General features: G+C 65.1%; 18 protein-coding genes. 8 read left to right on the top strand and 10 right to left on the bottom strand.

Annotation, left to right across the window (positions count from 1 at the left end; genetic code table 11):
- Positions 1 to 19: 19 nt before the first annotated feature.
- From BEK68_RS03160 to BEK68_RS03150, 3 genes are read right to left on the bottom strand one after another with little or no spacing between them, the layout of a single operon-like run.
- Positions 20 to 673, bottom strand: a complete 654-nt coding sequence (locus BEK68_RS03160) for a methionine ABC transporter permease (protein ID WP_004631504.1) — start codon at positions 671 to 673, stop codon at positions 20 to 22.
- Complete coding sequence (locus tag BEK68_RS03155; protein ID WP_024542642.1) at positions 654 to 1,790, bottom strand: methionine ABC transporter ATP-binding protein; 1,137 nt, start codon at positions 1,788 to 1,790, stop codon at positions 654 to 656. The genes BEK68_RS03160 and BEK68_RS03155 overlap by 20 nt, the downstream gene beginning before the upstream one ends.
- Positions 1,791 to 1,810: 20 nt before the next feature.
- The gene (locus BEK68_RS03150) at positions 1,811 to 2,620 is read right to left on the bottom strand and encodes a MetQ/NlpA family ABC transporter substrate-binding protein (protein ID WP_024542641.1); all 810 of its coding nucleotides are present in this window, start codon (positions 2,618 to 2,620) and stop codon (positions 1,811 to 1,813) included.
- A 152-nt stretch (positions 2,621 to 2,772) separates the two neighbouring features.
- On the opposite strand from BEK68_RS03150, the gene BEK68_RS03145 reads away from it, so the two are divergent.
- Positions 2,773 to 4,299 (top strand): M20 family peptidase, encoded by a 1,527-nt coding sequence (locus BEK68_RS03145; protein WP_024542640.1) that lies wholly within the window; start codon positions 2,773 to 2,775, stop codon positions 4,297 to 4,299.
- A gap of 2 nt (positions 4,300 to 4,301) precedes the next feature.
- On the opposite strand, the gene BEK68_RS03140 is transcribed toward BEK68_RS03145, so the two are convergent.
- Positions 4,302 to 5,258, bottom strand: a complete 957-nt coding sequence (locus BEK68_RS03140) for a TauD/TfdA dioxygenase family protein (protein ID WP_027692993.1) — start codon at positions 5,256 to 5,258, stop codon at positions 4,302 to 4,304.
- A gap of 255 nt (positions 5,259 to 5,513) precedes the next feature.
- On the opposite strand from BEK68_RS03140, the gene BEK68_RS03135 reads away from it, so the two are divergent.
- Complete coding sequence (locus BEK68_RS03135; RefSeq protein ID WP_004631509.1) at positions 5,514 to 5,876, top strand: DUF2917 domain-containing protein; 363 nt, start codon at positions 5,514 to 5,516, stop codon at positions 5,874 to 5,876.
- Positions 5,877 to 5,884: 8 nt separating this feature from the next.
- Here BEK68_RS03135 and BEK68_RS26070 read toward each other — a convergent pair whose 3' ends face one another.
- From BEK68_RS26070 to BEK68_RS03110, 5 genes are all read right to left on the bottom strand, one after another.
- On the bottom strand, positions 5,885 to 6,127 hold the full coding sequence (locus BEK68_RS26070) for an ATP-binding protein (protein ID WP_268747290.1): 243 nt from the start codon (positions 6,125 to 6,127) through the stop codon (positions 5,885 to 5,887).
- Between the two features lie 21 nt (positions 6,128 to 6,148).
- Positions 6,149 to 6,328 (bottom strand): ATP-binding protein, encoded by a 180-nt coding sequence (locus tag BEK68_RS26065; protein ID WP_004631511.1) that lies wholly within the window; start codon positions 6,326 to 6,328, stop codon positions 6,149 to 6,151.
- Positions 6,329 to 6,419: 91 nt separating this feature from the next.
- Complete coding sequence (locus tag BEK68_RS03120; RefSeq protein ID WP_004631512.1) at positions 6,420 to 6,854, bottom strand: HIT family protein; 435 nt, start codon at positions 6,852 to 6,854, stop codon at positions 6,420 to 6,422.
- A gap of 94 nt (positions 6,855 to 6,948) precedes the next feature.
- Positions 6,949 to 8,394, bottom strand: a complete 1,446-nt coding sequence (locus tag BEK68_RS03115; RefSeq protein ID WP_024541758.1) for an MFS transporter — start codon at positions 8,392 to 8,394, stop codon at positions 6,949 to 6,951.
- 41 nt (positions 8,395 to 8,435) lie between these two features.
- Positions 8,436 to 9,101, bottom strand: a complete 666-nt coding sequence (locus BEK68_RS03110) for a TetR/AcrR family transcriptional regulator (protein WP_004631514.1) — start codon at positions 9,099 to 9,101, stop codon at positions 8,436 to 8,438.
- 229 nt (positions 9,102 to 9,330) lie between these two features.
- Here BEK68_RS03110 and BEK68_RS03105 point away from each other — a divergent pair, with 229 nt between their 5' ends.
- Positions 9,331 to 10,587 (top strand): branched-chain amino acid ABC transporter substrate-binding protein, encoded by a 1,257-nt coding sequence (locus BEK68_RS03105; RefSeq protein ID WP_004631515.1) that lies wholly within the window; start codon positions 9,331 to 9,333, stop codon positions 10,585 to 10,587.
- A gap of 23 nt (positions 10,588 to 10,610) precedes the next feature.
- Here the strand turns inward: BEK68_RS03105 and BEK68_RS03100 are convergent, their stop codons facing one another.
- Positions 10,611 to 11,543, bottom strand: coding sequence for a 2-hydroxyacid dehydrogenase (locus BEK68_RS03100; protein WP_024541759.1), 933 nt, complete (start codon positions 11,541 to 11,543; stop codon positions 10,611 to 10,613).
- 271 nt (positions 11,544 to 11,814) lie between these two features.
- On the opposite strand from BEK68_RS03100, the gene BEK68_RS03095 reads away from it, so the two are divergent.
- From BEK68_RS03095 to wecB, 5 genes are all read left to right on the top strand, one after another.
- The gene (locus BEK68_RS03095) at positions 11,815 to 12,528 is read left to right on the top strand and encodes a glycine zipper 2TM domain-containing protein (protein ID WP_024541760.1); all 714 of its coding nucleotides are present in this window, start codon (positions 11,815 to 11,817) and stop codon (positions 12,526 to 12,528) included.
- A gap of 89 nt (positions 12,529 to 12,617) precedes the next feature.
- On the top strand, positions 12,618 to 14,456 hold the full coding sequence (locus BEK68_RS03090) for a methyl-accepting chemotaxis protein (RefSeq protein WP_024541761.1): 1,839 nt from the start codon (positions 12,618 to 12,620) through the stop codon (positions 14,454 to 14,456).
- A 740-nt stretch (positions 14,457 to 15,196) separates the two neighbouring features.
- Positions 15,197 to 17,308, top strand: coding sequence for a glycosyl transferase family protein (locus tag BEK68_RS03085; RefSeq protein WP_024541762.1), 2,112 nt, complete (start codon positions 15,197 to 15,199; stop codon positions 17,306 to 17,308).
- Positions 17,305 to 19,038, top strand: a complete 1,734-nt coding sequence (locus BEK68_RS03080) for a bacteriophage N4 adsorption protein A (RefSeq protein ID WP_024541763.1) — start codon at positions 17,305 to 17,307, stop codon at positions 19,036 to 19,038. Before BEK68_RS03085 ends, BEK68_RS03080 begins: the two co-directional genes overlap by 4 nt.
- A gap of 260 nt (positions 19,039 to 19,298) precedes the next feature.
- A complete protein-coding gene (gene wecB, locus BEK68_RS03075) occupies positions 19,299 to 20,558 on the top strand; it encodes a non-hydrolyzing UDP-N-acetylglucosamine 2-epimerase (protein WP_004631521.1) in 1,260 nt (419 codons plus the stop codon).
- Positions 20,559 to 20,566 lie beyond the last annotated feature (8 nt).

Here is a 20,566-nt window from a genome sequence, read left to right as displayed (position 1 = left end):
AAAAAAAATCAACGAGCTCTCAACGCGCCTTCAGCCGCCGCACCGAGACATCCCCCACCCACTGCACGAGGCTCACCAGCCCGATCAGCACCACGATCACCACCGCCATGACGGTGGTGTCGAAGCGCTGATAGCCGTAGCGGATGGCAATGTCGCCCAGCCCGCCTGCGCCGACGGCACCCGCCATGGCCGATGCGCCAATCAACGACACCACCGTCAGCGTAAAGCCGCCGATGATGCCGGGCAGTGCCTCTGGCAGCAGCACGTGCCAGACGATGTGGCGGCGTTCGCAGCCCATGGCCTGCGCGGCTTCCATCAGGCCGCGGTCGACCTCGCGCAGGCTGATCTCGGCAATGCGCGCGAAGAACGGTGTGGCGCTGATCGACAGCGGCACCACGGCCGCCCACACGCCAATCGTCGCGCCCACCACCAGCCGCGTGAACGGCAGCAGCGCCACCAGCAGGATGATGAACGGCGTGGCCCGAAAGCCGTTGATGAGTGCGCCCAGCACGCGGTGCACGCGCGGCGATTCCAGCGCGTTGCCCGGCGCCGTCAGCACCAGGATGAGCGCCAGCGGAATACCGGCCAGGACGGCGATCAGCGCGGAGGCCGACACCATCGTGAGCGTGTCGAGCAAGCCCTGCCAGATGCGGTCAATCGTGAGCGGCGACATAGCCGAGGCTCCGGGTGTGTTGGGACAATTGCAGCGCGGCGAGCGCGTCGGCCGAGAGCGTGCTACCCGCCGCCGCGACCAGCAGGCGCCCTTGCGTGCGGCCCTGGATGCGGTCAAGGTCGGCGCGCAGCAGGCGTGTGGGTTGGTGCAGTGCCCGGGCAATCTGCGCGAGTTCCGGCACGGCGGCGGTGCCGGTGTAGCTGAGTTCGATCAGTTGCTCGAACGGTGCGCGCGCGGGCGGCGTGGGCCGCAAACGCAGGGCCACGTCTTCAGGCAGGCCGCCGCGTAGCGGTTCGAGCAACGCCCGTGTGGCGTCGTGCTGCGGGTCGCCAAAGACGCGCCATACGGGGCCTTGCTCGGCAATGCGACCGGCTTCGAGCACGAGCACGTTGTCGCAGATATCGCGAATCACGCCCATCTCATGCGTGATGAGCACGATCGTCAGACCCAGCCGGCGGTTGATGTCGCGCAGCAGGGCGAGGATGGCGTCGGTCGTTTCGGGGTCGAGCGCGGAGGTGGCCTCATCGCACAACAGAATTTCGGGGCGATGCACGAGTGCGCGCGCAATCCCCACGCGCTGCTTTTGCCCGCCGGACAGGCGCCCGGGATACACGTGCTGCTTGCCCTCCAGCCCGACCAGCGCCAACAGCGCATCCACGCGCTCCGCGATCTCGGCCGGTGGCACGCCTGCCACCTTCAGCGGCAGCGCGACGTTTTCCCAGACCGTCTTGGCAGAAAGCAGGTTGAAGTGCTGGAAGATCATGCCGATGCGCCGGCGCAGCCCCACCAGTGCGGCCCTGCCGAGCGTGCCGACATCGACGCCGTCCACCAGCACCTGCCCGCTGGTGGGGTGTTCGAGTCCGTTGATGGTGCGCAGCAGGCTGGATTTGCCCGCACCGCTGCGCCCGATGATGCCGAAGATGCCCCCAGCCGGGATGTCGAGGTCGATGCCTTGCAGTGCATGCACATCGCCCGCCGCCGCGCGGTACGTCTTGCCGACGTTGCGAAACGTGATGGTGCCGGCGGTGGGCGTGGAGACCGCGGCATCGGCGTGTCTGGCATGCGGCGCGATCGCGTCGGTCCAGATGTGTGCGGGGTTTGAGACGAGTGTGGTCATGGCCTTAGCGTGTCACCGTGTCACCGTTTCACCCAGGGCAGAGTGAAGAGCTTGTCGTCGTTGGCATAGGACGTGCGCACCTGCTGGCGCACGGCTGGCGAGTCCTGATACAGCTTGATGAAGCGGGCGATGCGCGGGTCGTTGGCATTGTCGTTGCGGGCAACGAAGCGGATAGCGAAGTACTCGTCGTCGATGCCCGAGTACAGCAAGCCAGCGCTTGCAACGTCCGGTTTGCCGGCGTTGACGAAGTGCGCGGGGTAGCCCTGTGCAAGGTCGACGTCATCCAGCGCGCGTACGAGCTGCGGGCCCTCGATTTCGACAAACTTCAGCTTCTTCGGATTGGCGACCACGTCGTTGAGCGTGCCGCGTGCACCCACGCCATCGCGCAGTTTGATCAGCCCCGCCTTCTGCAGCAGCAACAGGCCGCGGCCTTGGTTGACGGGGTCATTGGCCACGGCCACGCGCGCGCCGTCCTTCAAATCGCTCAGGCGTTTGATCTTGTTGGAATACAGGCCGATGTTGCCCAGCACGCCGATGCCGACGCTCTTGAAGGCATAGCCACGTTCCTTGATCGCGTTGTCGAGAAAGGCCTGGTGCTGGAAGTAATTGAGATCCAGGTCGCCCGAGGCGAGTGCGACGTTGGGGGTGGTCCAGTCGGTCAACTCCACCACCTTGACGTCGAGCCCCTGCTTGCGGGCTTCGGCGGCGGCCACCTCCACGGAGTCGGCCAGCGCACCAGGCGTGACGCCGATACGCAGTGGCGCTGCATGAGCGGTAGCGGCAACGGTGAGGGCACTGAGTGCCAGGGCGAGTCGTTGGGTCAGTTTCATGGGCATGGTTACCGCAAAAGGAACATGCGGTGATTCCAGCATGGCAACCGGCTCCATTCCCACGAATATTTGCTTAGATGGTTACTCGGTCTGGGTTAGGGCGATACTTGCGGACGACCGTGGCAGTTCAATCACAAGGAGGGGACTCTTCGATGCATGCATCTTTCAAACTTCGCCGAGCGACGGCGGGGCGGGTGGTGGGGCGATTGCTGTTGGCAATCGCTGTCATCCTGGTGGCCCTTGCGGCGGTTGTGGGCGTCAATACGTGGCGGCACAACTCGCGCCAGCTGGATGTGCCTGCCGTCACGCCGGTCGCGGTGGATGGCCCCGCCGCTGCGGCCCACCTGGCCGAAGCCGTGCGCGCACGCACCGTGTCGAGCGCCGCCGATGCGCAACTGAACGCCAACCAGTTCCGCCAGTTGCACGCCATGCTCGAGGCGCGCTACCCCAAGGCGCACGCCGTGCTGCAGCGTGAGCAAGTGGGCGACTTTGCGTTGCTCTACACCTGGAAGGGCGCTGACCCGTCGCTGAAGCCCATCATGCTGATGGCCCACCAGGACGTCGTACCCATCGCCCCCGGCACCGAAGGCGACTGGACGCAGCCGCCCTTCGACGGCGTCGTCAAAGACGGCATGGTCTGGGGGCGCGGTGCGTGGGACGACAAGGGCAACCTGATCTCGCAGATGGAAGCCATCGAATTGCTGGCTGCCAGCGGTTTCAAGCCGCGCCGCACCATCCACCTGGCCTTTGGCGCCGACGAGGAAGTGGGCGGCGAGCGCGGTGCCAAGCAGATCGCCGCGCTGCTGAAATCGCGCGGCGAACGGCTCGACTTCGTGATCGACGAAGGTCTGCTGATTACCGAAGGCGTGCTGCCGGGGCTCACCAAACCTGCGGCGCTGATCGGCGTGGCAGAGAAGGGCTTCCTCTCCGTGCAGCTCAAGGTGGGCGCTACGCCCGGACATTCGTCGATGCCGCCCCCGCAAGGGCAGAGCGCCATCGCCATGATGAGCGCCACGCTCAAGCGGCTGGATGACGATCAATTGCCCGCGGGCATTAGGGGCGTTGCGCAGGAGATGTTTACGACGCTGGCGCCCGAGATGCAGGGTTTCAGCCGCGTGGCACTGTCGAACCTGTGGCTGTTCGGGCCGCTGCTCCAGAAGCAATTGGAGGCATCGGGCAGCTCCAACGCCATGCTTCGCACCACCACCGCGCTGACCATCGTGCAAGCCGGCAACAAGGACAACGTGCTGCCCGGCCGCGCCGAGGCCACGGTCAACTTCCGGCTGCTGCCCGGCGACACCATCGCCTCCGTCACCGCGCATGTGGAAGACGCCGCCAAGGCCGCTGCACCTAAAGGCAAGTTCGAGTTGAGCCGGCTGCCCGGTTCGAGCGAGGCCTCGCCGGTGTCGCCCACGCAATCGGCGTCGTATCAGTTGATCAACAAGACGGTGCGCGAGCTGTTCCCGGGCACGGTCGTGGCGCCCGGGCTGATGATCGGTGCGACGGATTCGCGCCACATGATCGAGATTGCCGACCATGTGTATCGGTTCTCGCCGGTGCGCGCCAAGCCGGAAGACCTGCCGCGCTTTCACGGTACCAACGAGCGGATCACCGAAGCCAACCTGGTGGAGCTGATCCGCTTCTACCACCGGTTGGTGCAGCAGGCGGCCGGGGCCTGATCTCAGTGTGAGGCCGCCACCAGCGTGTCGATGTGCGCGTCGTTGGTGGCTTCGGGGCGGCGCAGTTGCGTGCTGCGGCTGCCATCCACCGAGATGGCCGCGTCGCCGTGCACGGTCACGCGGCGTACCAGGCGCGGCTGGTTGCCGTAATCGTTGATGGCGTAGTGCTGCGTGGCGCGGTTGTCCCAGATGGCGACGTCGTGCTGGCGCCATTGCCAGCGCACGGTGTTGTCCAGGCGCGTCACGCGGTTCTGCAGCAGTTCGAACAGCCGCGTCGATTCGCTTCCCGGCAGGCCGGTGAAGCGCTTGACGAAATGCCCGAGCAGCAGGGCGCGTTCGCTGGTCTCCGGATGCACATGCACCACGGGGTGCGAGGCTTCATACACCGACGCGGTAAACACCTCGCGGTGATGCCGCAGACGTGCGCCGTCGATCTGCGTGCGCTCGGCGCCGTAGTCGTAGTCGTTGGTGTGCACGGCCCAGAGTTGCTCGGCAAGCTGCTTGAGCGTATCCGGCAATTGCTCGTAGGCGCGGGCCGTGTTGGCCCAGACCGTGTCGCCGCCGTAAGCGGGAATCGTCACCGCGCGCAGGATCGACACCTTCGGAAACGCATCGAGAAACGTCACGTCGGTGTGCCACGAGTCGGCACGGCCGCCGCCCTTTGATGCGTCGAGTTCAAACAGTTGCGTGCCGGTGGGCGCCGGCACGGTCGGGTGGGCGACGATGCGGCCGAAGCGTTTGCCGAAGGCCTGGTGCCGGTCATCGTCCAGATGCTGCTGGTCGCGAAAGAACAACACCTTGTACTTGAGCAGCGCCGCATACAGGCTCGCGAACGTGTCTTCCGCCAAGTCGGCACCAAGCTTGAGGTCGAGCACCTCCCCGCCGATATGTCCGGCCACGCGGCGTACGCGCAAGGTGCCGAACGTGGTGTCGATGGCGGCGTTGTGATCGTCTGGCATGGCGGCTCCGGCAGGAATGGCGATGGATCATGCTAGCCACCCGGTGCCCGGCGGAAAACGAACGGTTTGACATATCCAAATGCAGTTCTGTCGGTCATGCCGATGAACTGTTCGCGAAAGATGCTGAACAGTTCAGCCAAACTGTTCACAACTGTTCATGTCAACCGGTTGCGCTGCCGCGCAAGATGGAACCGTGCCGATCCGCAGTCCCCATAAAAATCATCCACCACTAACCCCGGCACAGGAGTCTCAATCATGCGCGAAATCAGAATATTCGAACTGGACCGGCCGGGCGTGCCGGTGAGCTGGCGGTCGGCACGGGCCCAAACCATCGCCGCACAAGCCGGGCTGTTGTGGGTCACGCAGGAGCATCAGCGCCAGGACATCTGGCTCAAGCCGGGCCAATCGATCGACGTGCCGGCGGGCGTGCGGTTCTGGTTGTCCGGTGAGCCGGTCGAAGGCACGCCGGCGCGCTTTGCCGTGACCGAAGACATCAACGCCCCGCGCCGCCTGCTGCGCTTCATCGGTTTGGTGGTGATGGCCGCGTATCGGCAGATTCTGCGCGACGACGGGCAGGATGCAGCGCGTACGCCGTCGGCACAGCGGATCGGTACGTAAGCCTTGCGTCAAGCCGGAAACACGAGCCGGAACTCGGTCCGCCCACCCGGCGGGCTGCTGGCCTGCACGCTACCGCCGTGCAGGTCCATGATGGTTTTGACGATGGCCAGTCCCAACCCGGTGGACTGGCTCGACTGCGCACCAGACTGCGTGCCGGATTGCGCCCGCGAGGGGGTGCCGCGGTAGAACCGCTCGAACAGCAGCGGCAGGGCGGCGGGCGGAATGCCCGGTCCTGGGTTGCGCACGGCGATGGCGACCCTCTGCGGCGCTGTCTAGATCGTCACGTCGATGCGCTCGCCGGTGGGGGTGTGACCCAGTGCGTTGTCGAGCAGGTTGTTGATCGCCCGGCGCAGCAACGTGGCATCTGCGCGTAGTTGCGCATCGCCCTGCACGTCGATGGTGATGTTGCGATCGGCGGCCACTGCGTCGAAGTAGTCGACCAGCACCTGCACTGGGCTGGCCTATCGACGGGAGGAAGAGCGGGAAGGCATTACGGCGCGGGCAGATTCGGCGGCGCCATCCGCCGCGCCGTAACGGTGGCGCTTATTCGGCCTGCAGTGCGGCGATGATCTTCTCGGCCTGAGCCTTGAGCTTGTCGCTGTCGGCCTGCACGCGGGCGTGCGGTTGCAGCGGGGTATCGCTGTAGCGCGGCAGCACGTGAAAGTGCACGTGCGGCACCGTCTGCCCGGCGGCGCTGCCGTTGAGTTGGAAGATGGCGATGCCCGGCGGCGTGAACGCAGCCCGCACGGCGCGCGCCAATTTGCGCGTGGTGCGGATGGCAGCCGATGCGGCATCGTCGGACAGGTCGAACAGCTCTGCCGCGCCTTCCTTGGGCAGCACCAGCACGTGGCCGTCGGCCTGCGGCATGATGTCCATGAAAGCGACGGTGTGGTCGTCTTCGTACACCTTGATGCAGGGCAGCTCGCCGCGCAGGATCTTGGCGAAGATGTTCTGGTTGTCGTAAGTCGCGTCAGGCATGGGTGTCTCCAGTAAGCGGAAAAGGCACAGGAAAGCGCTGCGCGAAGTATATAGGCGACCGTTGGCGACGCGCGTCGCGCAGGTTTGGCGCAGATCAAGCGGGGCTGTCGTCCACCGACAGTGGCGCAGCCACGTGTTCGAGCGGTTTGCGCTCAGCGGCCGTCCCCCAGTACGCCTGCACCGCGGCCGCAAGCAGCATCAGCACCGCGCCGAACGCATAGCCGCCGAACACGGCACCGCGCGAGTGCGTATCGATCAGCCAGCCGAAGAGCGCAGGCCCGGCCACGCCGCCCAGCCCGGTGCCCACGGCATAGAACAGCGCGATGGCCAGCGCGCGCACTTCCAGCGGGAAGGTTTCGCTCACCGTCAGATAGGCCGAGCTGGCAGCGGCCGATGCAAAGAAGAACACGACGGTCCACGCGATCGTCTGCGTGGCGCTGTCTAGCACACCCGCCTTGAACAGTGCGCCACTCACGAGCAACAGCAGACCGCTGATCGCATACGTGGCGGCAATCATCGTGCGCCGGCCCACCACGTCAAACATCCGCCCGAGCAGCAGGGGCCCGAGAAAATTGCCCAGCGCGAACGGCAGCAGGTAGGTGCCGACCTTCGTCGCGGGCACATCGTAGAAATCCGTCAGCACCAGCGCGTACGTGAAGAAGATCGCGTTGTAGAAAAACGCCTGTGCGGCCATCAGCGCGAGGCCCACCAACGCACGTTGCCGGTGCTGCACGAACAGCACCCGTGCGACTTCCATCAATCGGGGATGGCCGCGGCTGCGCATGCGCAATGCCGGCAGCGGCGCGGAATCGAAGCGATGGCCACGCGTGGCGATCTCGCTTTCGATGTCCTGCACGATGGTCTGCGCCTCTTCGTGGCGACCGCGCGTGATGAGCCAGCGCGGGCTTTCCGGAATCCAGAAACGCATCACCAGAATGATGAGCCCCAGCAGGGCGCCGATGAAGAAGCACAGCCGCCAGCCGGTATCGACGCTCATGTGCGCGGGGTCCAGCAACCACAACGATGCGCCAGCGCCCAACGCCGCTCCGACCCAGAACGTGCCGTTGATGGCGAGGTCCGTCCAGCCGCGCACGCGTGCCGGCGTCAGCTCCTGGATCGTCGAATTGATGGCCGCATATTCGCCGCCGATCCCCGCGCCGGTGAGCACGCGAAATACGACCAGGCTGGCAAAGCTCCACGAAAACGCCGTGGCGAGCGTGGCGAGGATGTACACCCCCAACGTGATGAAGAACAGCTTGCGGCGGCCGAGCCGATCGGTCATCCAGCCGAACAACAGCGCGCCGAACACTGCCCCGATCAGATACGCGCTGCTGGCAATGCCAACCTGCGCGTTGGTGAGATGCAGGGCAGGGCTTTGCTTGAGCGCGCCCGCCACCGCGCCGGCCAGCGTCACCTCCAGGCCGTCGAGCAACCACGTAATGCCCAGTGCAATGACCACGCGCGTGTGAAAGCGGCTCCAGGGCAGGCGATCGAGCCGGCTGGGCAGGTCTGATGTGTGAAAGGCTGGCGATTCGGGCATCGCGGCGCACCCGGAGACGATTGCGCACGATGCAGCACGATTTATTCCCGCGAAGGCGCGGCCGAACCGTCTTGCGGTGCGCCCGCGAGCAGCGTGTCTTCAAAGAAGCGGCGGCGCGCGTCCTTATCGGGCTTGCTGCCCTGGTGCCAGAGCGTGGCTTCCGATAGCTGGTAGGCGTACAGCATGAAGGCGCGCGTCTTGGCGTCTTTGCGCGCAAAGCCGATCGCCTGGAAATGCTGGACGTAGTAGTCCATGCGATGCTCGTCGACAGCTTCAACGGCTTCTTGCGCCATCGGGTCACGCCGCGCCCAGGCGCGGATGGCGAATTCGATCATGGCCGTGCGTCGCGCGCTGCGACCGCGAAACGGCAGTGCCAGCAGATCGCGGACGAGCCCCTGCACCGACGGGTTCTGCCGCTCCAGCTTGGGGCCCACGCGCGTGCGCTCGCTCCAGTCCTGCAGCACCTGGTGCAGCAGGTCGTCGCGGTTCTTGAAGTGCCAGTAGAAGCTGCCACGCGTCACGTCCAACTGCTTGGCGAGTACATCCACGCGCACCGCATCGATGCTCTTGGTGACGAGCAGATCGGTGGCGGCGCGCACCCAGTCGTCGGGCGTGAGCTGTGCACGCGGCGCGGCAGGGGAGGCGGAATCGGCACCGACGTCGACGGTGTCGTCGTGTTTGTCGAGCAGCAGGGAAGGCTTGGGCATGAAGGCGGATTCTAGTCCCGCTAACAGGTCTGTCCAGCGCTTAAATCGTGCTGAGGCCCCCTGGTTTGCGCGGGTTGACACGGCAACAAACGCGCTCCTACCATGCACATACGTTTGTGTATGGAAGGATCGAGCTACCGTAAGCCTCGGTTTGCGGTTTAGTACAAGAACCATGCTCGACGATGCCTTCTGCACGGCGTCAAACGATAAGACATCAGGAGACATTTGCATGAAGGCATTCCGACTCGCGCTGTGCGCGGCGGCAGCAGTTGGCACATTCGCGGGCGCATTGTGCCCGAGCATCGTCCACGCCGAGACCGTCAAGATCGCGTGGATCGATCCGCTGTCCGGGCTGATGGGCGCGCTGGGCCAGAACCAGTTGCGCAGCTGGCAATACGCGGCCGATCTGGCCAACCAGCAGAACTGGAGCGGCAACGGCACCAAGTTTGAAGTCGTCGGCTTTGACAACAAGGTGTCGCCGCAAGAGAGCCTGACCATCCTCAAGCAGATCACCGACCAGGGCATCCGCTACGTCGCGCAGGGCGACGGTTCCAGCGTGGGCATGGCGCTGCAGGACGCGATCGCCAAGTACAACGACCGCAACCCGGGCAAGGAGATCATCTATCTGAACTACGCCGCGGTCGATCCGGACATGACCAACAGCAAGTGCAACTACTGGCACTTCCGCCTGGACGCCAACTCCGACATGAAGATGGAGGCCCTGACGAGCTATCTCGCCAAGGACCAGAGCATCAAGAAGGTCTACCTGCTGAACCAGAACTACTCGTTCGGCCACCAGGTGGCGCGCGCGGCGAAGGAGTACCTCAAGCGCAAGCGCCCGGACATCCAGGTGGTGGGTGAGGATCTGCACCCGCTCGCGCAGGTGAAGGACTTCTCGCCGTATGTCGCGAAGATTCGTGCTTCGGGCGCGGATACGGTCATCACCGGTAACTGGGGGAGCGATCTGGCACTGCTGATCCGCGCATCGAAGGATGCGGGCCTCACCACCAACTTCTATACGTACTACGCTGGCACCACCGGTGTGCCCACGGCGATGGGCGCATCAGGCGCCGACCGCGTGAAGGTCATCAGCTACTTCGCGCCGAACGACGGCAACGCGAAGACGAGCGCTGTGCTCGACGGCTTCAAGAAGAAGTACAACGACGATTTCTTCAACGCCGATGTTTACACCGGCATCGCCTTCCTGGCCAAGGCCATCAAGACCAGCGGTTCGGCTGAGCCGGCCAAGGTGGCCAAGGTGATGGAAGGCATGACGGTCGATGGGCTCAACGGCCCGATCGAGATGCGCAAGACCGATCACCAGGCGCAGCAGACGCTGTACGTGACGACCTGGGTGAAGGCCGACGGCAAGAAGATCAAGTACGACCAGGAAAACACTGGCTACGGCTGGCGTACCGACGTCACGCTGGAACCGCACCTGGCGGCCCAGCCGACGTCGTGCCAGATGAAGCGTCCGGCGTCGTAACGTAGCGTGCAGGTGTCCCTGGCTTAGACCGGGGACACCACGCCTGTGCCCGCCAGGTGTCCGCGGGCGTTCTCCAGAAAGCGATCCACCGTCGCCTGCACCGATTCCGGCGACCAGCCGGCAATGTGCGGCGTCAGCACGACCTGCTCCAGGTCCAGCAGCCCGGCCGGCGGCTTGGGCTCGCTCTCATATACATCCAGCCCCGCGCCGCCCAGCTTTCCTGAACGGATGGCCGCTTCCAGCGCCGCCGTATCCACCACGCTGCCGCGCGCAATGTTGACCACGTAGCCGCGCGGGCCCAGCGCTTCCAGGATCGTCTGGTTGACCAGATGCTTCGTCTGCGCACCGCCCGGCGTGGCAACGATCAGGAAGTCGGCCCACGCGGCCATGTCCTTCAGCACATCGAAGTAGCGGTACGACACCCCGTCGCGCGGCTTGCGATTGTGATAGCCGATCTGCATGTCGAAACCGGCTGCGCGGCGCGCGATCTGCAGGCCGATGGTGCCAAGGCCGACGATGCCCAGGCGCTTGCCGCATACACCGGGCTGCAGCGGAATGTCGTCGCGCCAGATACCGTTGCGTGTGGACCGATCCAGCTTGGGAATGCCGCGCACGGTGGCCAGCAGCAAGCCAAACGCGTGGTCGGCCACGCAGGCATCGTTGGTGCCTGCACCGTTGGCTACGGCCACGCCACGCGCGTGGGCGGCCTCCACGTCGATGTTCTCGTAGCCGGCGCCCAGCGCGCAGGCGAGTTCCAGCTTGGGCATCGCGGCGATCTCCGCGCCGGTCAGGCCCGTCGAGCCATTGGTGAGCACGATGCGGACATCGCGCCCATCGCGCGCGATGGCGGCGTCGCGTTCGGCGCGGGTGGGTGCATGGATGACGCGGAAATGTTCAGCGATCTGCGCCATGTTCTCGGGCGTCATCGCAATGAGGAGCAGCAGGGTCGGTTGCATGGGGTAGGAAGAGGAGACGGGCCGCATGAATGGGGGCGAGACCCGGCAAAGAGGTGCGTCGCGCAGCGCCTGGCGATGATAACGCGCGCTCCAACGCCACGCGGAAAGCCACGCGCGCCATGCGGTTACACGCCGTTACCGAAGAGCAGGTTTGGTTGCACGGGTTTGCAGGGCCGCGGCATAGACTTTGCGGCAGGAGGCGCATGGCCGCGGGCCGCAGAACAGACTGCCGGTCCGGCCCAGATGCCTCGCTTACCAGACGGGATTCATCATGCGAGCAACGAACAAGTTAGACCGTGCAGGGCGCGCAGCGCGTTGGGTGGCTGTGGCCGCATTGGCCGCCGTGGCAGCAGGGCTGACGGGCTGCGTGACGGCGCCGGCGTACCCCGGTTACGGCGCCGGTTATGGGGCAGGCTATGCCGCGGGCAGCAATGCTTACGGCAACAGCATCGCCCCGACCACCTACAGCAGCGGCTATGCCAGCGGGTACGACAACACGTACAGCAACGGCTATGGCAGCTATGACGCGAATGCGCCGCAGCCGTATCCGCAGCAGCCGGCGCCGGCGTATTCGCAGCCCCAGCCGACATATTCGCAACCGAACTATTCGCCGTATCCGAACAACGGCGACCCGTCTTATCAAGCGCCAGCGGATAACCGCTACGGCGTTGTCGAATACGTCGAAGCGGTGCCCGTGCGCGGCCAGTCGAGCGGCGTGGGTGCCGTGCTCGGCGGCGTGGTGGGCGGCTTGCTTGGCCACCAGGTTGGCGGCGGGCGCGGCAATACCGTGGCCACCATCGGCGGCGCGGTGGCGGGTGCCATGGCGGGCAACGCTGTGGAAGGCAACACGGTGGTCGGCCAGACCTACCGCGTGACCATGCGGCTGAACGACAACTCGCGTGTCACGCTCACCCAGAACAACCCCAACGGCCTGCGCGTGGGGAATCGCGCCCGCATCGAAAACAACATGGCAGTGCCGTACTAGCCACTTCCTGCATGGGAGCGCCCGCGCCGGCTTCAGAAACGGTGCGGGCCGACCGATATAGCGGAGGCAATAACCCCGCGGTGATTCCCATGCTCAATCGACTTTCCATCCGTTTCCGTCTCAATGCAGCGCTGACGCTGCTGGCCTTGCTGCTCGCCATTACCGGCACCATTGGCGTGATCGGAATGCGCGCGTCCGACGCGAACATCAACGAGATCTACACCAATCAGCTCGCTTCGACCTCGCTGGTCGGCAAGGCGCAGCTGAATGCGGCGATCGTGCGCACGACGCTCGATCGCGCGGTCTTCCATCCGGATGCCGCCGACGTGCCGGCCATCCTGGACAAGGCCAACGGCTACCGTACGAAGTCTGACGACGCCTGGAAGCAATACAAGACCCTGCCCATGAACGCGGACGAAAGCCGTCTGGCCGCCGACATGGAGACCAAGCGCAACGCATTCTTCCGTGACGGCATCGAGCCGCTGATGACCGCATTGCGTGCCCGCGATGCCGCGACCGTCGACAAGGTGGTGATGAACGTGATTCCGCCGCTGTCCGTGGCGCTGTCTGCGGCAGCCGATGCGCTGGATCGCAGCCAGGTCGAACAGGCCAAGGCAGCCTACGAAAGCGCAGCGGCTCGATCGCACGCGTTCCTGATGCTGATCATCGGCGCCATCGGGGTGGGCATTGCGGCGGCGCTGGGGTGCGCATTTGGCCTGCACCGGGCAATTTCGGTGCCGTTGTCAAAGATGCTGGGCCACTTCAGCGCGATCTCGAACGGCAACCTGACCGAGCGCATCACTGTCGGCAGCAAGGACGAAATGGGCGCGCTCACGCAAGGTCTCATCGACATGCAGCGCGGCCTGATCCGCACCATCGTGACAATGCGCGGCGGCAGCGAATCCATCGCCAGCGCCACCAAGCAGATTGCGGCCGGCAACATGGACCTGTCGCAGCGTACGGAGGAACAGGCTTCGTCACTGGAAGAAACTGCGTCGAGCATGGAAGAGCTGACGAGCATCGTGCGCCAGAACGCCGACAACGCACGTCAGGCCAGCCAGCTTGCCGGCAACGCGTCGGACATCGCCGTGAAGGGCGGTGAAGTGGTGGGCCGCGTGATCGAGACGATGTCGGGCATCAACGACAGCAGCAAGAAGATCGCCGACATCATCGGCGTGATCGAAGGCATTGCGTTCCAGACGAACATCCTTGCGTTGAATGCCGCAGTGGAAGCTGCGCGCGCAGGCGAACAGGGCCGGGGGTTTGCGGTGGTGGCGGGTGAGGTGCGCAGTCTGGCGCAACGCTCCGCCACGGCAGCGAAGGAAATCAAGGAATTGATCAGCGATTCGGTGGGCCGTGTTGAGAACGGCTCGACGCTGGTGACCGAAGCCGGCGCGGTGATCGACGAAGTGGTGGTGGCCGTCAAGCGCGTGACGGACATCATGGGCGAGATCAGCTCCGCATCGGACGAACAGAGCGCGGGTATCGAGCAAGTCAACCAGGCCGTCACGCAAATGGACGAAGTGACCCAGCAGAACGCCGCGCTGGTGGAAGAGGCTGCGGCTGCGGCCCAATCGCTGGAAGAGCAGGCCGGTGTGCTGCGCGAGGCGGTCGCGTCGTTCCGCTTGCCGGCGGCGGGTGTACACGTTGAACCTGTGCTGGCGCCCGTAGCTCCAAAGGCGGCGCATGCTGGTTCGGCTGCATCGGCCGTGTCCAGCAACCCCGGCCCGGTCGCCAAACCGGTGGCACGCAAACCTGCCGTTGCGACGGCGCGTGCGGCACGCAAGCGCTTGGCCGCGCCAGTCAAACCGGCTGTTGTGCCCGCTCAGGACGTGAAGGCAGCGCCTGCCGTGGCAGTTGAACCCAAGCCCGGCAAGCTTGCCTTGGCCGCGGTCTCGCACGATGCCGACGACTGGGAACAGTTCTGACGCACCCGCCGACACGTCCATCCCGACAAGCCGCGCCCTGAGCGCGGCTTTGTGTTTCAGCGCTGCAACCGATTTGCAGAACTGCTTGGGCCGAGGTTGTTGATCCGGCCGACGATTTGCGTTGCGGCGTCGCCAACGCAACGCCGGACCGCGAGGTCGGTCGCGTTTTGCCGCGCGATTCATCGGGCAGAGCCTTTGCGCATAAGACTTTGCAACCTGCGCCCAGTTGCGCGCATTAGTTCATGCGGTAACACGCGCCCACGCCGGTCAGGGGTGCTCCCCGCTCGCCTAAGCCAAACCGCCTGCATTTGATCGGGCAGCGCCTCCGTCGTTTGTAGGGAGGCCTTGTTGGCTGCCGGACGAATGTCCCCCCCATATCAGATGGCGTTGTATGCCGTGGCGTTGATCCCGCCACCGCCACCGCCCGTTTCCTGCGTTCACGCATGCAACAACCCGGGCTATCCGGCACGTGTCTGAAGGCGCATGTGATGTGCTGCACCGCATAACTGTGCGCTTTGGCGGGCGTTGGTATGGTCCTCGCGTTCCCCTTCACGAGAAGCAGGCCAGAGGGCGACGCGTCAACCCGATCGGCGGTGGCAGATTGGGTCGGATGCCATGGCGCAAAGCGGTTGCGTCGCACGTCGAAAAGACCTTGGGGGAAGCATGAGCGCCACTGCGCAAGGCGGGGGGTACGCCGGACACTCGCAACGCGCCCGCAAGGCCGGGGCAGGGGAGCAGCCGTGAGCGATTTGCCATGGGAGCTTTACCTGGCGTTGCTCAACACCTTGACGGTAGCGACCACGCTCGTCATCTTCATCAGCACCGCCGACGACTTCTTCCTGGACGCCTTCTACTGGGTGCGGGAGCTGTGGCTCTGGCCGCAGCGTGGCCGCACGCCGGTCACGATTTCGGCGCAATCGTTGCGCGAGCGCGAAGAGCAATGGCTCGCCATCATGGTGCCGGCCTGGAAGGAGTACGACGTCATCGCCAAGATGGTTGAGAACACCCTGGCGACGATGGAGTACACGCGCTTCATTATCTTTGCCGGCGCGTACCGCAACGATGCGGAAACCACCACCGAAGTCGAACGCATGGTGCGCCGCTACCCCGGCCGTGTGGTGCGCGCGGCGGTCACGCACGATGGCCCGACGTGCAAGGCCGACTGCCTGAACACCATCATCCAGACCATCATCCGGCACGAGGCTGGGCACGGTATCCGCTTTGCGGGCGTGATCATGCACGACTGTGAAGACGTGATCCACCCGCTGGAGCTGAAGTACTTCAACTACTTCATCCTTGATCAGGATCTGGTGCAACTTCCGGTGCTCTCGCTTGAGCGCAAGTGGTATGAGTGGGTGGCCGGCACGTACATGGATGATTTTTCCGAGACGCACCAGAAAGACCTGGTGGCGCGCCAGGCGCTGACCGGCACGGTGCCCGGTGCTGGCGTCGCGCTCTGTTACAGCCGCCGTGCCATCGAAGCCGTGATGAAGGTGCGCGGCGATTCGCCCTTCAACACCAGCACGCTCACGGAAGACTATGACTTCAGTTTTCGCCTGCGCGAACTGGGCATGCGCGAAGCATTCGTGCATTTCCCGATCTGCGAGAACGCAGAACCAACCGAGGATGCCGAGGGCAAGACGCGCACACGCTGGCGCTTTGGGCGGCGCAAGGGAACCCGCCCGCAACTGCTGGCCACGCGGGAGTACTTTCCGAGCACCTTCCGCACGGCGTATCGGCAGCGCGCGCGCTGGGTGCTCGGTATCGCGTTCCAGGGCTGGTTGCAGATGGGGTGGAATGGCAACCTCGTTACCCGCTACATGTTCTTCCGGGATCGAAAAGGCGTGCTTACGGCGCTGTTCTCCATCCTGGCCTATGTGCTGTCGCTGAACTATCTGGCGCTGGGCGCGCTGATGTTCAAAGGCGTGATCACGATCCCCGATGGCACGTTCGTGGTCGGCAGCATCTGGATGCAGGACCTGCTGGCCATCAACGCGGCGCTGCTCTTTAACCGGCTGGCGCAGCGCGTGTACTTTGTCGGTCGGCTCAACGGCCCGTTGCAGGGCGTGTTGTGCCTGCCCAGGCTGGTGGTGAACAACTTCATCAACTTCTTCTCGGTGTGCCGGGCGTGGAAGATCTTCCTGATCTACTGCCTGACAGGTAAGCCCATCGCCTGGGACAAGACGCAGCACACCTATCTGTCGAACGACGCGCTGGGCCGTACGCGCTGCAAGCTTGGCGAGACGCTCGTCAAGTGGGAAGTGCTCACGCAGGAGCAATTGGATGCAGCACTCGCCATCCAGCGCCAGAGCGGGCACCGGCTTGGGCAAGTGCTGGTCGAGCAGGGGCTGGTCACGCCCGACACGCTGGCCGATGCGCTGGCCGAGCAGGTCGACCTGCCGCGCGTGAGCCTGACCAACGTCGTGCTCGGAGCGCTGGCCGATTGCCTGCCGCGAGACCTGGCCGTGCGGCATCACGTGGTGCCGTTCTCGATTGGCGAAGACGGGTCGCTCAACATCGCCGTGTCTGAGTTGCCCGAGGGCGAAGTGCTGGAAGAGCTGGCCCGCGCTGCGGGCCGCAAGGTCGCCTGCTTCATGGCGTGCGACCACGAGATGTCGGCCGAGCTGGCGCAGATGGCCGACCCTAACCGCCGTGCCACGGTCGTATTCGGACCGTCGGCGCATTCGGCCATGTTGGCCGTCGAATCCATGACGGGCGCCGGCCCAGGCATTGCAGCCGGCACGGCACCCGCATCCGAGGCTTCCACCATCCCCCCGATTCCTGTGCCGCCGGATCTGCCCCCCGGATCAGAGCCGCGGCCCAACCCATCTGTTGCGGGAGGTGTGGCATGACACACGAGAGAGCCATTCGTCTAACCGTGCGCCGTTTGCGCTGGCCGATTGCCGCGGCAGTGTGGGCGCTCTGTCATGGCGTATCCCTGGCGGAGCCGCCCGCGCCGTTGCAGCCCGACGCCTATTTTCGCGCCGACCGCGCCTATCGCGCCATCGACGCCAACAAGCTCGACGATGCGGAAGCCGCCACGCGTGCGGCGTTGGCCGCGCAGCCAGACAGCCTGCAACTGAACCTGCTGCTGCTGGATGTGCTGACGCGCAAGGGCCAGTTGGATGCGGCGCGCGCGCAGGCTGATGCGCTGCTGCGGAAGTATCCCGACGAGCCCCGTGTCTTTGCACAGCACGGGTTCCTCGCGCAGAAAGCGAACGATCCCGCCGTGGCCGAACAGGACTTTGCACACGCTGTGCAAGGCACCGACTGGACGCCGCAGGAGCAGCGCAATCTGCATCTGGCCTGGTCGGACAGCGCATATTCGGCCAAGCACCCGCAAGCCGCCCTCGATGCGCTGAGCGGCATGAAGGACGAACCCGACGCCGACGTGCAACTGCGTCTCGCGCAATCTCGCCTGCAATTGGGCGACCGCGATGGTGCGTCTCAGGCCGCCACGCTGGCAGCCGAACACGCGACGGACCCGGCGCGCCAGCGCTACGCCAAGGCGCTGCTTGCCCAGGCGATGGCACCTGAAGCGCAGGGCGAAACCACGTCCGCCAATGACCCGCGCGTGATCGGCCAGCGTGAGTTGAACGATGCCTACAGTCACCTGCGCGCGCGTGACGATCGTGCCGCGCTGGCAGCCTTCCAGCGCGGCTTTGCCTCCGGCCAAGGCAGCTGGACGCACTACGCCGATGCCGCCTACGCGGCCAAGCGCCTGGGCGACAACCCGACCGCCATCGGGCTTTTCCGGCAAAGTCTCGACCGCGCCGATGCCGATGCCAAGGGCGACAGCGGCAGCAATGGCGACGACCGCCTTCCACCCGACCGCCGCTTCGGCTACCGGCGCGAAGTCGAGCAGATGCAGCGTAACTTCGGCATGGTCGTCTCGGGCGCATATCAAACTTCGGCGTTCGGTTTGCCCAACACCGTGAGCGTGGGCCAAGCGGGCGCGGAGGTGTACTGGCAGCCGCCCGGCATCGGGTATCGGGACGGCAGCATCTTCCAGGTCTTTGCGCGCGGCTATGACAACGTGTACGACCGCAATGGCCACACAGGCCTCCCGACCGCGCAGGGCTCGGTGGGCGCGCGCTACAAGCCGATCAAGGACATCAACCTGGTGTTCACCGCCGAGCGCCTTTTCCGCATTGGGCAACTGACCACCAACGACACGCTGCTGCGCATCGGGTTCTCGACCGACCAGGGGCTCGACCTGCAGGTCACCAAGCCGCGCTGGCAGACCTGGCAGGTGTATGGCGAGGGCGCCTATTTCCTCAACCAGGGCCGGATGATCATCAGCACGGAAATGCGCTACGGACACACGTGGCTACTGAACTCCGTCAGCGATCGGCTCACGGTCTACCCGCACATCGTGCTGGCGGGCGATCACGACAACAAGGCGATCGACCACCAGCTTGCGCTGGGTGTCGGCCCAGGCATCAACTTCCGCTATTGGTTTCGCGAGTCGCACTACGCGGCGCCGGCCAGTTGGCTGGACTTGACCGTGCAATACCGCTTGCCGTTGACGCACGCGGATCGAGCAAAGGGGGTGGTCGCGCGAGCCATTCTTTGGTTCTAGGGCAACCCCGGATTCAAGCAGACCCCAGTCAGAGGTGTCGCAGATGAAACGTTTTTGACCGCCGAGGGAAACGGGTAACAAAGAGACTTGGCAGCGGCGTCCACAGGATGGCGTCGCAGCGCCATGGTGGGTCAAAGCAGGACGCATGGCACGGCCTTCGCTCAGTAGCGAGGTCTGCCCGGCGTCAGAAGCGACACGCGCGTCTTCGCGCCCGTCGTGCTTTGCAGGCGCGCCGGAGCAGACGACAGGGGAGTGCAGTGATGATGGGGAAGATCTTGACCGTGTTCGGCACGCGCCCAGAGGCCATCAAGATGGCGCCGCTGGTGCAGGCATTGCAGGCCGAGGCAGGCTTTGCGTCGGCAGTGTGCGTGAGCGCGCAGCACCGGCAGATGCTGGATCAAGTGCTGGAGCTCTTCGGCATCGTGCCGGAGTTTGACCTCAACCTGATGCGGCCCGGGCAGACGCTGTCCGATATCACATCCAACGTATTGAGCGGCATCGACGGCGTGCTAGACGCCTACAAGCCCGATGCCGTGCTGGTCCACGGCGATACGACGACCACGCTGGCGGCGAGCCTCGCAGCGTTCTACCGGCGCATTCCGGTCGGGCATGTGGAGGCGGGTTTGCGTACCGGCAACATCTGGTCGCCATGGCCGGAAGAGTTGAACCGGCGCGTGACCGATTCCGTGACCACTTGGCACTTCGCGCCTACGGCCGAATCACGCCAGAACCTGCTGGACGAGGGCATCGACCCCGAGCAGGTCACGCTTACCGGCAACACCGTCATCGATGCGTTGCTGGCCGTGAAGCAACGGCTGGACAGCGATGCCGCGCTGTCAGCGCAGTTGGCGGCGCGCTATCCGTTCCTGGCGGCTGGGCGTCGGATGATCCTGGTGACAGGCCATCGCCGCGAGAACTTCGGCGAGCCGTTCGAGAACTTCTGCGTGGCGCTGCGCCTGCTGGCGGCGCGACATCCGGACGTGCAGGTCGTCTATCCGGTGCACCTGAACCCGAACGTGCAGCAGCCGGTCAGCGCCATCCTTTCCGGCCACGGCAACGTTCATCTGATTGCGCCACAGGACTACCTGCCGTTCGTCTACCTGATGGACCGCGCCTACCTGATCGTCACCGATTCCGGTGGCATTCAGGAAGAGGCGCCCGCTCTTGGCAAACCGGTACTGGTAACGCGCGACACGACCGAGCGACCGGAGGCTGTGGCATCGGGCACCGCACGGCTGGTCGGCACCGATACGCAACGCATCGTCGACGAGGCAGAAACGCTGCTTAACAACGCCGCCGAATACGAACGCATGGCACAGGCGCACAACCCCTATGGCGACGGCCAGGCCTGCCGGCGCATTGTCGATGCGCTGAAGAACGCCTTCACCACGCAGCCGAAGCAGGCAGCGCGCGGCCCGCAACTCATTCGCAAACCGGCCACCGAGGCCGAAATCATCGATCTGGAAGCGGCGCGTGCCACCGCGCAAGGGTCGTCAACACAGCACCGCCTGAACGGTTAGGAGGCTTT

Origin of the sequence: Ralstonia pickettii (assembly GCF_001699815.1) — a bacterium.
Taxonomy (GTDB): Bacteria; Pseudomonadota; Gammaproteobacteria; order Burkholderiales; family Burkholderiaceae; genus Ralstonia; species Ralstonia thomasii.
Note: the sequence above shows the minus strand (reverse complement) of the source record. Positions and strands in the feature narration are given on the sequence as shown.

Excerpts from the sequence above, each read along its gene's own strand:
- BEK68_RS03150 (WP_024542641.1), bottom strand. The coding sequence starts at position 2,620 with ATGAAACTGACCCAACGACTCGCCCTGGCACTCAGTGCCCTCACCGTT.
- BEK68_RS03100 (WP_024541759.1), bottom strand. The coding sequence starts at position 11,543 with ATGCAACCGACCCTGCTGCTCCTCATTGCGATGACGCCCGAGAACATG.
- BEK68_RS03095 (WP_024541760.1), top strand. The coding sequence starts at position 11,815 with ATGCGAGCAACGAACAAGTTAGACCGTGCAGGGCGCGCAGCGCGTTGG.
- wecB (WP_004631521.1), top strand. The coding sequence starts at position 19,299 with ATGATGGGGAAGATCTTGACCGTGTTCGGCACGCGCCCAGAGGCCATC.
- BEK68_RS03135 (WP_004631509.1), top strand. The coding sequence starts at position 5,514 with ATGCGCGAAATCAGAATATTCGAACTGGACCGGCCGGGCGTGCCGGTG.
- BEK68_RS03155 (WP_024542642.1), bottom strand. The coding sequence starts at position 1,790 with ATGACCACACTCGTCTCAAACCCCGCACACATCTGGACCGACGCGATC.
- BEK68_RS03115 (WP_024541758.1), bottom strand. The coding sequence starts at position 8,394 with ATGCCCGAATCGCCAGCCTTTCACACATCAGACCTGCCCAGCCGGCTC.
- BEK68_RS03080 (WP_024541763.1), top strand. The coding sequence starts at position 17,305 with ATGACACACGAGAGAGCCATTCGTCTAACCGTGCGCCGTTTGCGCTGG.
- BEK68_RS03120 (WP_004631512.1), bottom strand. The coding sequence starts at position 6,854 with ATGCCTGACGCGACTTACGACAACCAGAACATCTTCGCCAAGATCCTG.
- BEK68_RS03105 (WP_004631515.1), top strand. The coding sequence starts at position 9,331 with ATGAAGGCATTCCGACTCGCGCTGTGCGCGGCGGCAGCAGTTGGCACA.
- BEK68_RS03110 (WP_004631514.1), bottom strand. The coding sequence starts at position 9,101 with ATGCCCAAGCCTTCCCTGCTGCTCGACAAACACGACGACACCGTCGAC.
- BEK68_RS03090 (WP_024541761.1), top strand. The coding sequence starts at position 12,618 with ATGCTCAATCGACTTTCCATCCGTTTCCGTCTCAATGCAGCGCTGACG.
- BEK68_RS03140 (WP_027692993.1), bottom strand. The coding sequence starts at position 5,258 with ATGCCAGACGATCACAACGCCGCCATCGACACCACGTTCGGCACCTTG.
- BEK68_RS03160 (WP_004631504.1), bottom strand. The coding sequence starts at position 673 with ATGTCGCCGCTCACGATTGACCGCATCTGGCAGGGCTTGCTCGACACG.
- BEK68_RS03145 (WP_024542640.1), top strand. The coding sequence starts at position 2,773 with ATGCATGCATCTTTCAAACTTCGCCGAGCGACGGCGGGGCGGGTGGTG.